Source organism: Micromonospora sp. LA-10 (genome assembly GCF_051853095.1).
In the GTDB taxonomy this organism is placed as follows: domain Bacteria; phylum Actinomycetota; class Actinomycetes; order Mycobacteriales; family Micromonosporaceae; genus Micromonospora; species Micromonospora echinospora_A.
This window is the reverse complement of record NZ_CP195710.1, coordinates 1,590,749-1,603,160: the sequence shown is the minus strand read 5'-3', so window position 1 is coordinate 1,603,160 and position 12,412 is coordinate 1,590,749. Positions and strand designations below refer to the sequence as shown.

18 protein-coding genes are annotated in these 12,412 nt (G+C 72.3%); 6 read left to right on the top strand and 12 right to left on the bottom strand.

Annotation, left to right across the window (positions count from 1 at the left end):
* Positions 1–21 precede the first annotated feature (21 nt).
* A complete protein-coding gene (locus tag ACSDG8_RS07490) occupies positions 22–837 on the bottom strand; it encodes an NAD-dependent epimerase/dehydratase family protein (RefSeq protein ID WP_210899306.1) in 816 nt (271 codons plus the stop codon).
* Positions 834–1,283: a MarR family winged helix-turn-helix transcriptional regulator gene (locus tag ACSDG8_RS07485; protein WP_210899305.1), complete on the bottom strand. Its 450-nt coding sequence runs from the start codon at positions 1,281–1,283 to the stop codon at positions 834–836. Before ACSDG8_RS07485 ends, ACSDG8_RS07490 begins: the two co-directional genes overlap by 4 nt.
* A 172-nt stretch (positions 1,284–1,455) precedes the next feature.
* Between ACSDG8_RS07485 and ACSDG8_RS07480 the strand changes: the two genes are divergently transcribed.
* Complete coding sequence (locus ACSDG8_RS07480) at positions 1,456–2,196, top strand: hypothetical protein (RefSeq protein ID WP_439427748.1); 741 nt, start codon at positions 1,456–1,458, stop codon at positions 2,194–2,196.
* Positions 2,197–2,200: 4 nt separating this feature from the next.
* On the opposite strand, the gene ACSDG8_RS07475 is transcribed toward ACSDG8_RS07480, so the two are convergent.
* The gene (locus tag ACSDG8_RS07475) at positions 2,201–2,770 is read right to left on the bottom strand and encodes a hypothetical protein (protein ID WP_210899303.1); all 570 of its coding nucleotides are present in this window, start codon (positions 2,768–2,770) and stop codon (positions 2,201–2,203) included.
* 18 nt (positions 2,771–2,788) lie between these two features.
* Positions 2,789–3,928, bottom strand: a complete 1,140-nt coding sequence (locus ACSDG8_RS07470; RefSeq protein ID WP_247679574.1) for a zinc-dependent alcohol dehydrogenase — start codon at positions 3,926–3,928, stop codon at positions 2,789–2,791.
* Positions 3,929–4,091: 163 nt separating this feature from the next.
* Here ACSDG8_RS07470 and ACSDG8_RS07465 point away from each other — a divergent pair, with 163 nt between their 5' ends.
* Positions 4,092–5,045: an NAD(P)/FAD-dependent oxidoreductase gene (locus tag ACSDG8_RS07465; RefSeq protein WP_210899301.1), complete on the top strand. Its 954-nt coding sequence runs from the start codon at positions 4,092–4,094 to the stop codon at positions 5,043–5,045.
* Positions 5,046–5,051: 6 nt separating this feature from the next.
* Here the strand turns inward: ACSDG8_RS07465 and ACSDG8_RS07460 are convergent, their stop codons facing one another.
* Entirely contained in the window at positions 5,052–5,477 is a 426-nt protein-coding gene (locus ACSDG8_RS07460; RefSeq protein ID WP_030499653.1) for an iron chaperone, read from the bottom strand.
* A gap of 144 nt (positions 5,478–5,621) precedes the next feature.
* Between ACSDG8_RS07460 and ACSDG8_RS07455 the strand changes: the two genes are divergently transcribed.
* The gene (locus ACSDG8_RS07455) at positions 5,622–6,359 is read left to right on the top strand and encodes a VOC family protein (RefSeq protein ID WP_210899300.1); all 738 of its coding nucleotides are present in this window, start codon (positions 5,622–5,624) and stop codon (positions 6,357–6,359) included.
* Here the strand turns inward: ACSDG8_RS07455 and ACSDG8_RS07450 are convergent.
* Positions 6,346–6,696 carry an ADP-ribosylation/crystallin J1 gene (locus tag ACSDG8_RS07450; protein WP_439427747.1) on the bottom strand — a complete coding sequence of 117 codons (351 nt, stop codon included), beginning with the start codon at positions 6,694–6,696 and terminating at the stop codon, positions 6,346–6,348. The two genes, ACSDG8_RS07455 and ACSDG8_RS07450, sit on opposite strands and share 14 nt — an antisense overlap.
* A 177-nt stretch (positions 6,697–6,873) precedes the next feature.
* Here ACSDG8_RS07450 and ACSDG8_RS07445 point away from each other — a divergent pair, with 177 nt between their 5' ends.
* Positions 6,874–7,488 (top strand): dihydrofolate reductase family protein, encoded by a 615-nt coding sequence (locus ACSDG8_RS07445; protein ID WP_210899297.1) that lies wholly within the window; start codon positions 6,874–6,876, stop codon positions 7,486–7,488.
* A 47-nt stretch (positions 7,489–7,535) separates the two neighbouring features.
* Complete coding sequence (locus tag ACSDG8_RS07440) at positions 7,536–8,438, top strand: hypothetical protein (protein WP_210899295.1); 903 nt, start codon at positions 7,536–7,538, stop codon at positions 8,436–8,438.
* 2 nt (positions 8,439–8,440) lie between these two features.
* Here ACSDG8_RS07440 and ACSDG8_RS07435 read toward each other — a convergent pair whose 3' ends face one another.
* The 6 genes from ACSDG8_RS07435 to ACSDG8_RS07410 are packed head-to-tail and all read right to left on the bottom strand — an operon-like array spanning position 8,441 to position 11,264.
* Positions 8,441–8,977, bottom strand: a complete 537-nt coding sequence (locus ACSDG8_RS07435) for an SUKH-4 family immunity protein (RefSeq protein WP_210899293.1) — start codon at positions 8,975–8,977, stop codon at positions 8,441–8,443.
* Positions 8,974–9,510, bottom strand: a complete 537-nt coding sequence (locus ACSDG8_RS07430) for an SUKH-4 family immunity protein (RefSeq protein ID WP_210899291.1) — start codon at positions 9,508–9,510, stop codon at positions 8,974–8,976. Before ACSDG8_RS07430 ends, ACSDG8_RS07435 begins: the two co-directional genes overlap by 4 nt.
* Entirely contained in the window at positions 9,507–10,034 is a 528-nt protein-coding gene (locus tag ACSDG8_RS07425) for an endonuclease (protein ID WP_210899289.1), read from the bottom strand. Before ACSDG8_RS07425 ends, ACSDG8_RS07430 begins: the two co-directional genes overlap by 4 nt.
* The gene (locus ACSDG8_RS07420) at positions 10,027–10,521 is read right to left on the bottom strand and encodes a hypothetical protein (RefSeq protein ID WP_210899286.1); all 495 of its coding nucleotides are present in this window, start codon (positions 10,519–10,521) and stop codon (positions 10,027–10,029) included. The genes ACSDG8_RS07425 and ACSDG8_RS07420 overlap by 8 nt, the downstream gene beginning before the upstream one ends.
* 3 nt (positions 10,522–10,524) lie before the next feature.
* Entirely contained in the window at positions 10,525–10,854 is a 330-nt protein-coding gene (locus tag ACSDG8_RS07415) for a hypothetical protein (protein ID WP_210899284.1), read from the bottom strand.
* A complete protein-coding gene (locus ACSDG8_RS07410; protein WP_210899282.1) occupies positions 10,851–11,264 on the bottom strand; it encodes a YbaB/EbfC family nucleoid-associated protein in 414 nt (137 codons plus the stop codon). The genes ACSDG8_RS07415 and ACSDG8_RS07410 overlap by 4 nt, the downstream gene beginning before the upstream one ends.
* Before the next feature lie 146 nt (positions 11,265–11,410).
* Here ACSDG8_RS07410 and ACSDG8_RS07405 point away from each other — a divergent pair, with 146 nt between their 5' ends.
* A complete protein-coding gene (locus ACSDG8_RS07405) occupies positions 11,411–12,355 on the top strand; it encodes an FAD-dependent oxidoreductase (RefSeq protein WP_210899280.1) in 945 nt (314 codons plus the stop codon).
* Positions 12,356–12,412 lie beyond the last annotated feature (57 nt).

Below are 12,412 nucleotides of genomic sequence, written 5' to 3'. Positions count from 1 at the left end.
AGAGTCGCAGCGCGGGTGGCGTCAGAGCGCGCCGTTGCGGACGGCCTCGTAGATGGTGCTGATCGTCGGCGTGAAGCCGAGGCTGCGGGCGAGGCTGACGTCCATCTGCCCCTTCCACGGCTGACTGAGCGGTTCGGCGGAGGAGCCGTAGGAGTAGCCGACGAGCTGGGACATCTCGTAGATACTCAGGGGCGATTCATCGGCGATGTTGACAGTGCGGTTGTCGAACGCGCCCGTGAGGGCCAGTGCGAACGCCGTGGCGATGTCGGCGTGGTGGCAGACGCTCAGCCTCTGTGCCGGGTGCCACCCCATGCCGGCCGCGAGCTCGGGCAACGATTCGAGGTGCCCGTCCCCGTCTCCGTAGATGAATGGAAGCCGCAGGACGCCCCAGGTGAGCCCGCTGGCGCGAAGCAGCTGCTCGGCTTCGATCTTGCTGGCGGGGTAGGCGAGCGCCGGCGCGACGGTGTCGTCCTCACGCCCGGGGTGCGTGCTGTCGGCGCCGTAGACGTTGGAGGTGCTGGCCAGCAGGAACCGGGCCTGCGGCGCGTGCTTCTCGACGGCGGCGATCAGGTTGCGGGTGCCGTCACGGTTGACGGCCCAGATCCGGTCGTCGTCGCGGGTGCGGAAGACGGCGGCCAGGTGGATGATCGCGGTGATGCCTTCCACGGCTGCCGGCAGGGATTCGGGGCTGAGGACGTCGCCCTCGACGCGCCGTACGCCTTGGGGTACCGCTTTTCCGGGACGGACGAGGGCGCGGCACTCGATACCCGCCGCGGTGAGTCGCCCGAGCAGGCGGGGGCCGACGAGGCCCGTTCCGCCGGTCACGAGAACGGTCATGATCCGTGCTCCTTCCGGTAGTCGATGAGTCGTCTGGTCGCGCCGCTGAGGACGCGATTCATGGTCTCGATGTCCGCGGGGTCGACTCCGTCGAAGGCGACTTCCGCGATCAACGCCATCGGATCGGGGAGCGAGTTCCACAGGTTCAGGCCGGCCGGCGTGATGTGCAGCTGTTTCTGTCGCTGGTCGTCCGGGTCGGGCACCTGTTCGATCAGCCCTTTGCGTACGAGCGCTGCGATGACCGCGCTGAGGGTCGCCCGTTCGACCTCGAGTTCGCGGGTGAGGGTGCGCTGGCCGACCGGTCGGCCCTCACTCAGCCGGTACAACACGTACCACTGGGTGTTCCCGAGATCGTAGGGGCGTAGCACGGACTCCATGAGGGCCCGGCTGGCGAGGAAGTACTTCTTCGCCCAGACGCCCGGAGCGTCCAGCTCGTAGGCGTTCATTTCGTTAGGCACCTGACAACATTGTCAGGTGCCTAACGAAATGTCAAGAGGTGGCTGCGCGCCGGAACGTGGCGGGGTGCCCGGCAGTTGGGGGAGCAGGGGGACGGGCGCGCCGTTTCGGGCGGCGTGGCATCGGGAACGTCGTCGGGACGGGCACGGGACGGAGGTCGACATGAGGACACCGAGTCGCCGTAGGCGGATGCTTGGCGTACCCCTGCTCGTCACCACGCTGCTGGCCGGCGCGTGCGGCGACGGCGGCGGGAACGACGGCGGCGACGCCGCCCCGACCTCGACGGCCCCGGCTCCCTCGTCCGCGACGCCGTCGGCGTCGCCCTCACCCGGCGGGCGCGTGACGATCCCGACGTCCGCCTTCGCCGACCTGCCGCCGCAGCTGCGCAAGACCGACGCGCAGCCGATGGAGGCCACCGACGCGCTGCCCGAGTTGTGCGACCAGGAGTTCCGCAGCGGCGGACGGTCGGTCACCGCGAGCGCCGCCATGACGAGCGCCTACAAGCAGCCGAAGGACCCGCCGGAGAACGTCCCCTACGGCACTCTGCACCAGACCGTCTTCGCCTTCGAGGGCACCGGCGCCGCCGACTACCTGCGCCGGGTCCGCGGGGCGATGGAGTCCTGCCGGTCGTTCAAGGAGTCGGGCGGCACCGTCACCGTCCGGTCCGAGCCGATGGCCCGGACCGGGGACGAGGCGCTGCTGGTGACCGTCACCCGGCCGGCGACCGGCCTCGACGGCAGCCCGGCCCAAGGGCAGGCCACCAGCCAGATCGTCGTGATCCGGGTCGCCGACGCGGTCACCGTCGTGCACGACCAGGGCTGGGAGGGCACGAGCAACGACCCCGCCCTGATCGACGACATCGCCGCCGCCGCGGTCCGCGGCCTCGACTCTTGGCAGCGCTGACCGTCTAACCGCGTCGCGCCACCCGGCGTACGAGCAGGTACGCCACGCCGCCGGCCAGCAGCCACGGCGCGGCGACCACGATCGGGTCCAGCGGGTGGTGTACGCGGTCGACCCGGTTGCCGCGCAGCCGGGAGGCGAGCCCGTGCCCGGTGATCTCAGCGCGTACACCGGTCTCGGCTACGAGGTTGTCCGGGTGGCCGCGCAACAGCGACCCCAGCCTGCTCTCCGCCGTGTCGACCCGGTCGGCGGCGAGCAGCAGCAGCCAGTGCGCGGCGCGGCCCTCGCTGAACCGGCGGTACGAATAGCGGCGGATCACGCCGGAGAGCCCCTTGGGCGGGCACGAGGTGCCGAAGACCGGAGTGAGGAACTTGTGCTCGATCGACCGCTCGCGCGGCCACTTCTCCGGCTGCCGCTCGGGGAACTCCCAGTGCGCGCCGGTGACCTCCGGGGCGAAGCGCTCCTGCGGCACGGAGGGCCGGTCCGCCGGGTCGAGGTCGGCGCCCCACCCGGGGATACGGGCCCGCAGCTCGTCCGGGGACTCGGTGAGTTTCGGCTTGTCCGGCGTGTACGGCATGGTCGGCTCCCGGTCCTCTCAGGCGGCGTTCGGGACGATGAGCGGCTTGATGCAGCCGTCGAGCTTGGCGGAGAACATGTGGTACGCCTCGGCGACGTGCTCCAGCGGGATGCGGTGGGTGACGATGTCGCTGGGCTTGAGGTAGCCGTTGCGGATGTGCTCGAACAGGCGCGGCCACTGCCGCTTCACCGGGCACTGGTTCATCCGCAGCGTGAGTCCCTTGTTCATCGCGTCGCCGAACTTCACCGCGCTGAACATCGGCCCGTACGCGCCCATCACGGAGATCGTGCCGCCCTTGCGTACCGAGTCGATGGCCCAGTTCAGCGCCACCGGCGAACCGCCCTGCAACTTCAGCTTCGCCGCGGTGACGTGCTGCAGCAGGTTGCCGTCCGCCTCGGCGCCGACCGCGTCGATGGCGACGTCCGCGCCCAGGTGGTCGGTGATCTTCTTCATGTGCACGACGATGTCGTCGTACTCGGCGAAGTTGTACGTCTCGGCGTGCGCGAACGACGCCGCCTTCTCCAGCCGGTAGTCGAGGTGGTCGATGACGATGACCCGGCCGGCGCCCATCAGCCACGCCGACTTGGCGGCGTAGAGGCCGATCGGACCGGCCCCGAAGACGACCACCACGTCCCCCTCGGCGATGTCGCCGAGCTGCGCGCCGAAGTAGCCGGTGGCGAGCGCGTCGGTGAGCAGCACCGCGTCGTCGTCGTCCATCCACTCCGGAATCAGGCTCGGCCCGACGTCGGCGAACGGCACCCGCACGTACTCGGACTGGCCGCCGTCGTAGCCGCCGCACGTGTGCGAGTAGCCGTAGATGCCGCCCACCGCCGTGGCGTTCGGGTTCACGTTGTGGCAGTTGCTGTAGAGGCCCCGGGCGCAGAAGAAGCACGACCCGCAGTACACGTTGAAGGGCACCATCACGCGGTCGCCCGGCTTGACGTTGCGCACCGACGGCCCGACCTCGTCGACCACGCCGACGAACTCGTGACCGAACGTCATCCCGACCCGGGTGTCGGGCATCATGCCGTGGTAGAGGTGCAGGTCGGAGCCGCAGATGGCGGCCCGTGTCACCCGTACGATCGCGTCGTTGGGGTGTTCCACGACGGGCCGGTCCTTCTCCTGCACCCGCACCCGGTACGGACCGCGGTAGACCATTGCTCGCACTCGACGCCTCCCGGATGCCCGTGCCGCTGTTCGACTCGCCCCGGATCGTCCGGTGCACTGGAAGGGCTACCCCCGAGGATGAGGGCCAAACGGGAGCGGGATCGCCGGGCAGAATGGGCTGGCGACCGCAGCCGTGACGCGATGGGGGCCCGCCATGACCGCACGTCCGGACGTCCTCGTCATCGGCGCCGGGGTCAGCGGTCTCAGCACCGGTATCCGGCTGGCCGAGGCCGGCGCCCGGGTGCTCGTCCGCACCGCGGCGCCGCCCGAGCGGACCACGTCGGCGCTGGCCGGGGCGATGGTCGGCCCGAACCTGTCGCCGCCCGGCGATCCGCAACGCGCCTGGACCGACGAGTCGCTGCGGGTGTTCGGCGCCGAGCCGATGCCGGGTGTGGCGTGGCGCGACGGCACGCTCGCCGCCCGGCCGGCCGGTGCGACGCCCCCGTACGCCGAGCAGACGCCGGGCTTCCGGCAATTGGGCGACGACGAGCGGCCGGCCGGCTTCGGCACCGCGTTCACCGTCCGCCTGCCGCTCGTCGACATGCCGGTCTATCTCGCGTACCTCCTGGAACGCCTGCGCGCGGCGGGCGGCGAGGTGCGCCAGGAACCGGTCGGCTCGCTGGACGAGGCGGCGACGCTGGCCCCGGTGGTGGTCAACTGCGCCGGGCTGGCGGCGCGGACGCTGACCGGCGACACCGGCCTGCACCCGGTGCGCGGCCCCCGGATCGTGGTGCGCAACCCCGGCCTGGCACGGTTCTTCATGGAGGCGCCGATGGCGCCGGCCTGGGCGTCGATCTTCCCGCACGGCGACCACGTGGTGCTCGGCGGCGGCCAGCGACGCAGCGACGACACCACCCCCGATCCGGCCGAGGAGGCCGACGTCCTCGCCCGGTGCGTCGCGATCGAACCCGCACTGGCCGCCGCCGAGGTCCTCGAACACACCGTCGGGCTACGTCCCGGCCGGGCGGCGCCCCGCGTGGAGGCCGAGCGGCGCGGCGACGCGCTCGTCGTGCACAACTACGGCCACGCGGGCAACGGCGTGATGCTGTCCTGGGGCTGCGCGCGCGACGCCGCCGCGCTCGCCCTCGGCGCCGCGCCGCCCGCCTGACCACGGTCAGGACACGGCGGTACGCACCAGCTCGGCGACCTTCTTCTCCACCTCCGGGCTCCACCTCACCAGCGCGAACGACGCCGGCCACATGTCGCCGTCGTCGAGGTTCGCCGCCTCCTGGAAGCCGAGCGTCGAGTAGCGGTACTTGAACTTCCCCGCGTCCTGGAAGAACACGACGATCTTGCCGGCCGCGTTGGCGTACGCGGGCATGCCGTACCAGGTCTTCGGTGCCAGCTCCGGCGCGGCGGACATGATCGTCATGTGCACGCGCTCGGCCAGCTCGCGGTCCTCCGGCGCCATCTGCGCGATCCGGTCGAGCACCGCCTGGAGGTCGTCGGCCTTCTTCGCGCCCTTGCGGCCCTCGGCGCGCAGCTCGGCGGCGCGCTCCTTCATCGCGGCGCGCTCCTCGGCGCTGAACCCGTCGGACATCTCGATTCCCCCTCGTGACTCGCGGTCCGCGTGCTGCCGACCGCCCGACGACAACGCTAGGGCGCGGCGGTGACGGCGCGCTTCTCGATTCCTGATCACCTGCCGGGACCACGGCGACGAGGCGCGGCACCTACTATCGCCGCCATGGCAACCCGGCTCGTACAGATCAACATGAAGGCCCACGACGAGGTGGCGCTCGGCGGCTTCTGGGCGGAGGTGCTCGGCTGGGAGATGTCCAGCGAAGAGCCCGGCGTGACCAACCTCGAACCCGCGGGCCTCACCTACCCGGACCCCCGCGCCCTCTACGTCGACCTGGTCGTCTCCACCGAGCCCAAGACGGCGAAGAACCGGGTCCACGTCGACCTTGCGACCACCTCGGCCGCGCACCACGCGGAGCTGGTCGCCCGTCTGACCGCCCTCGGCGCCACCCCCACCGACGTGGGCCAGGGCGACGTGCCGTGGACAGTCCTGGCGGATCCGGAGGGCAACGAGTTCTGCGTACGGGAGCCGAACCCGCTGTACGCGGACACCGGTCCCATCGGCGCGGTGGTGGTCGACTGCGCCGACCCGCGTGCCATGGCCGACTTCTGGAGCCGGGCCACCGACTGGACCGTGCACGAGGTGACCGACCAGCAGGCGGTGCTGCGCTCCGCCCAGGGCGTCGGCCCCTACCTGCGGTTCGCCCGCAGCGCCGACGCGAAGACCGGGTGGAACCGGGTGCACCTCGACGTCCGCCCGTACCCGTCGGACGACCTGGACGCCGAGACCGCCCGCCTGCGGTCGCTCGGCGCCACCGACGCCGACCTGGGCGGGGCCGACCTCCGGTGGCGGGTGCTCGTCGACCCGGAGGGCAACGAGTTCTGCGTCCTCACCCCGGCCTGAACTCGTGGATCACCTCGATCGGCCCGACGATGTGCCGGTTGAACTCGTCCAGCTCCTCGGCTGGCACCCACAGCTCCAGGATGTCCCGGCCACCGACCTGCCGGACCGGGTAGCGGGCGGCGAAGGCCCGGTCGACGTGGAAACGGGTCACGTAGCCGACGCCGGACGCCGGCACGTTCCAGTCCCGGGCGATCATGACGGCGTACTCCTCGTTGAGCACCGGATAGAAGATCGGCTGGTCCGGCAGGCGCGGCGGCCAGGCCCGCCAGCCGGAGGCGCGGACGAGGTCGAGCTCCCGCGGCCCGGTCGGGCGCCACAGCGTCGTCGTCTCCGTCATCGCGTACCCCTCTCGCGTCCCGTCCCGCGCACCGTACCGGCGGACCGGCGCCGCCCCCCACGGATTTCGCCGGCTGCCTACGCTTCGCCCGGCGCGCCGGGTGACGTCGTCGCGGGCCGATGAGTTTGACACGGTGCGGCGGTCAACCCGTCGAACCCACTGACAAGGAGCACCGCGATGGCCAAAGTCATCTCCACGCTGTTCATCTCGGCCGACGGTGTCGCCGAGATCGACCCCGACTGGCACTTCCCGTACTTCGACGAGAACATGGGCCGCGCCGTCACCGAGGACTACGACACCTCCGACGTGCTGCTGATCGGCCGGGAGACGTACGACAGCTTCGCCGGTGCCTGGCCGGACCGGGAGGCCGCCGGCGGCGAGGACGCGCCGTTCGCCAAGCAGCTCGGCGACATGCGCAAGGTGGTCGTCTCGCGCCAGCCGCTGGAGTTCTCCTGGCGCAACTCGGAGCTGATCCAGGGTGACCTGACCGACGCCGTGCGCGCGCTCAAGGCCGACGCCGGCATCAAGGGCATCCTCATCCCCGGGTCGATCTCGGTGGTGCAGCAACTGCTCGCCGCGGGCCTGGTGGACGAGCTGCGGCTGCTGGTGCACCCGGTCGCCGCCCGCAAGGGCCGCCGGCTGTTCGACGACGGCGACGCGCCGTACCACCTGCGGGTGGCCGCGACCGAGGCGTACCCGACCGGCGTGATCCGGGTGATCTACACCCCGGCGCCGGCGCCGGGCGCTGTTGGCTACGACGACGTCAAGGACCAGGTGCCGGCCGGCAGTTGACGATCACGGGGCGGCGGCGGCCCGGTGTGTCGTGAAAGGATCCGCCGGTGCGTCGTGCTCCGCTGCTGTTGATCCTCGCGGCCGTGTCCGCCGTCGCCCACGTCGTCGGCGTCCTGGTGGCCGCACCGCTTTGGCGCGGCGCGGAGGTGCTGAGCCTGGCGCTGCTGCTCGCGTACGCCGTCGCCGCCGGACTGCCCGCCCCGCGCTGGGCGGTGCCGGCGGCGCTCGTGCCACTGCTCGTGGACGCGGTCCGCACCATGCCGGCCGAGGCGGGCGCCGGGGACTTCAGTTGGCTGGTGTACGGCAGCATTGACGGCGGCTTCGACAGTACGGCCGGCTTCGACGCGGCGTTCGCCGGAAGCGGGGCGGCGCTGGTGGCGGTGGCGGTGCTGCTGGTCGCGTTCCGGGGCCCTGGACGACGCCGGCACCTGATCGCCGGGGCGGTCGCCGCCGCGCCCGTCGTCGGGTACGCGGCCGTCCGGGTCACCGACATCGGCGTCGCCGTCGCTGCCAGTCACCGGGTGGTGGAGACCCGCACCCGGACCACGCTGACCCGGGTGGACGGCCCCGGGTACTACGACCAGGTCGATGTCGTGCCCGCGCTCGTCCTCGCGGTGCTGCCGCCGCTGGCGCTCGCCCTCGCCGCGCTGGCGCTCGCCGTGCTGCTGGCCGGGCGGGGCCGACGTCTCGCCGCGACCGGCGCGGCACTGCTGGCGGTGCTCGCGTTGCCGCTGCTCGACGCGGGCATGGAGGCCGTGCCGCTGCCCTCCTCGGTCGACGGCACCGCCCTGTTCGCCTGGTACGCCATCACACCCACGCGGATGCTGCCGCAGCCCGTAGCGGCCCTCACGGCGGCGGTGGAGCTGGCCGCGTACCTGCTGCTCGTGGCCGGCCTGACCGGCGCGAACCGCGCCGCACCGGCGGTGCCCGCGCCGGCGGAGGCCGGCTGACGTCAGGCTGTCGACTCCAGCTCGTCGAAGGCCACGTTCCACCACGACTCCGGCTCGGCGAACGCGGCCGGGTCGACCGGGCGCAGGTCGTCGCGGATCGCCGCCGCCCGTGCGGCCCGCTCCCGGCCGCCGGGGTCGGTGGCGATGAGCTGCCCGAGCCGGTAGAGGAACTCCACGAACGCGGCGAACGTGCTGTTCACCGTCTCCAGGTTCGGCGTCTCCAGGTCCAGCAGGATCACCGCGCCGGTGCCCGCGTCCAGGCAGAACAGCAGCGCCGCGTCCTCCGGCGAGGCGCCCAGCACGATGTACGGGCGGGAGCCCTGGTCACCCAGCTCGATCGACAGCGTGGAGAACAGCTCCACGTCGGGCACCGTCACGTCCACAGTGAACAGGATCGGCACCTCGACCGGCAGCGCGCCGTCGGGCGGGAAGACCTCCGGCCCGAGCGGCCCGAGGATCGCGTCGAAACGCTGGTCGGGGAAGTAGATGACGCCCCGCTCACCCCAGAGCGCGGTGAGCTGTTCGCGGGTGACGGTCACGGCTGCGTCTCGTCCTCGTCCGTCTCGTCGAGCAGGCCCTGCCGGTCGAGGAACGCGTACCACCCGTCGTCGTCGGTGACCAGCTCGGCGTAGCCCGGGCCGAGCACGTAGTAGTGCACGAACGAGTCGAGGTCGGGCGCCAGCTCCTCGAACGCGTCGCCCATGAACCACTCGGTGCCGGTCGGCGGGAAGTACCACACCGCGCCGGTGGCGCGCTCCAGGAAGATCGGCTCGTCGCTGCGCGTGCCGACGACGAGCCAGCCGCCCTTGTCCTGGCCGATGGGGGAGAAGTCGGGCGCGTAGTCGAGGAAGTACTGGACCCCGGCCAGCCGGGCGGTCGAGGCCAGCTCGAACGCGCCGGCCCGCAGGCCGTCGGCGGCGAGCAGGAACTCGCGCAGGCCGGCCGGCAGCTCCGCCGGCACGTCACCGTCGTCGGCGGGGTCGCCGATCTGCGCGTACGCGAGACTGGCCGGCTCGTCCGCGGCCAGGTCGCCGCGGAGTTCGTCGAGAAGCTGCGCGAGATCGGAAGTCAATCCACTACCTCTATTCGGATCGGGGTTCCGTCCGGCAGATTCTGGATCTGCCCCCAGATCTGGGAGCCGATGTCCGTGTTCGTTCTACCATGCAGCAACTTGAGGTTGTCGACGGTGTCCGGCCCGCCGAGCTGCAGTTCCCACACGTGGTCGGGATGGTAGTCGCTGAGTCGTTGACTGAGCCGGTTGGCGAGATCCTTGTCGTGCGGCCAGTACTTGTCCCAGATCTTCTGCCGGATCCGTTCCTTGTACCCGTCGGTGATGCTCTTGTCGCGTGCCACCGGGTTGGTGGCCTTGTAGAGCTTGCCCTCGTCGCTGAGTTTCTTCAGCGCGGCCATCTTGCGCCGGAACTGGGCGGTGGCGTGGAAGTCCCGGCGCTGCACCCGGATCACCTTCGTCGGCAGGGCGCGGTTGGGCCCCGTGACCCGGACGATCGGCTTCTCCAGCTTCTCGACCGCCTTGCGGACGATCTTGCCGGCCGCCGGTTTCGCGGCGGCGCCCCGGCTGCGCCTCGGGCTAGGCATCGAGCAGTCTTCCGATGACCTGGTCGATGAGCGCGCCGACGATCTCCCGGGTGATGATCTGGAAGATCGGGATCTCGGCCAGCGAGGCGCCGAACGTGACCACGGCGGTGGCGATCGCCTGGGCGACCTGGAACGCCAGGATGGCGAGCTGCACGATCACCGCGATCTTCAGCGCCAGGACGATCGCCGCGCAGATGATCAGCCCGGTGCCGAGCAGCATGGCCGCGGGCATGCTGTCGTGCAGCACGAGCGGACCGTTCTGCTCGCCGCCCCACCACTTCTGGAACGCCGCGATCGCCGGGCCGACGTTCTGCGTCCACACCTGGGCTGCTGCCGCGTCCGCCGCGCCGGCCGCCGCCCCGATCCGGCCGCCGAACTCCAGCCACGCCTGGCCCATCTCGAAGAGCTTCTCCTCGTCGGCCTGCGGCCAGGTGTAGCCGATCCAGCCGAGCGCGGTGATCAGCTCACCGGGTAGTTGCAGTCCCACGGCTCACCCCAGCCCGCCGGCCAGCGAGCGCATGGCGCCCGCGCCGTCCTCGTCGACCCGCTCGTACGCGTCGGCCATCCCGGCGATGTCGGCGCCGGCGGAGGTGAACTCCTCGGCGGCCATGCCGAGGCAGTCGAAGATGTAGTTCGCCACCTCGGTGTACGCGATGCCGATGAGCGACCCGATGTCGTCGGCGCCCCACGGCTCGCCGTAGCCCTGCATCCGCGCCTCGAACGCCTCCAGCTCGCCGCCGAACCGCTGGGCGGCGTCGGTGACGCCGCGCCCGGCGGCCCGGATCAGCGGCGGGTGCACCTCGAAGCCGTCGCCGCTCATCGCTGCCCGCCGCGTGCGATCCGCTCCTGCGCCTCGGTCAACGCGTCGAGGAACGACCCGAGCCGGGGGACGGCGGTGTCCCGTACCTCCTGCAACTGCTCCCGCAACTGCGACATGTCCGCGACCTGCGGGGCTGGGCCGGCCCGCAGCCCGTCGATCGCCGCGTTGACGGCGGTGACGATGTGCGCGGTCAGCTCGTCGGAGCCGAGCCGCATCAGCCGCGGCTCGACGTGCAGCGAGTGGAGCTTGCCGTCGCGCCCCATCTCGGCGCGTACCTGCCCGTCGGCGGCCTCGCCGACCGCCGGTGTCTCCGCCTCGTCGGCGGGCGGCGGACCCACCGTCCGAAGTGCCGCCATCGTCGCGTCGAGCATGCGGGTGAAGTCGCCGCTCATCGAAGGATCCGCGCTCATGAGCCCTCCCCAAGGCCAAACGCCCCGAGCGTAACCGAGACGGACAAAGCGGTTTGTCCCGTGCGCCGCCCGATCCGTCTTGGACACCGCGCGCCCGGACGGCCACCATCGGCAGGAACACGTCGGTACGGGGACGGGAGCGGAACATGACCGAGGCGGACGTGGTGGTGGTCGGCGGTGGCGTCGTCGGGATGACGACGGCGCTCACGCTCCAGCGGCGGGGCGCCCGGGTCACCGTGCTGACCGCCCACGACCCGGCCGACACGGTGTCCACGGTGGCCGCCGCGGTCTGGTACCCGAGCCACACCGAGGAGGACCCGAGGGTGCTGCGCTGGGCCCGGGACACCCACGCCGAGCTGCGCCGCCAGGCGGCCGACGGCGTGCCGGGAGTGGTCGACCGGCCCACCCGGATGTGGCTGCGCCACCCGTTCGCCGGGCCGCCGTGGTGGGCCGACGCCTGCGGGGACCTGGTGGTCGAGCCGGCGGCGCCGCCGTACACCGCGCTGCTGCGGTTCACCGCCCCGACGGTGGAGATGACCACGTACCTCACCTGGCTGCGGGAGCGTCTGGAGGCGGGCGGCGGCCGGGTCGTCCGCCGCGCGCTGGGCGCGCTCGCCGAGGCGTACGACGTGGCGCCGGTCGTGGTCAACGCGACCGGCCTGGCCGCCGGGCGGCTCGCCGCAGACCCGGCCGTGTACCCGGCGCGCGGGCACGTCGTGCTGGTGGCGAACCCCGGCCTGACCGTCTCCGTGCGCGACGAGGACGACCCGGCCGGCATCACGTACGTGCACCCGCGCCGCCACGACGTGGTGCTCGGCGGCACGTACGAGGAGGGGGTGTGGGAGACCCGCCCCGACCCGGAGGAAGCGGCGGCGATCCGGCGCCGGTGCGTGGCGCTCGTGCCGCAGCTCGCGGACGCGCCGGTGCTGGGGGAGCGGATCGGGCTGCGACCCGCCCGGCACGGCGGCCCCCGGGTCGAGGTGGACCCGGCGGACGGGCGGCTGGTGCACGCCTACGGGCACGGCGGCGCGGGGGTGACGCTGTCCTGGGGCTGTGCTGCCGAGGTGGCGGATCTCGCGCTGCGTGTCTGACCGCCCCGGCACGCGACGGTCCACCGTCAGGGCTCGACGGACGGTAACCTCGGCCCG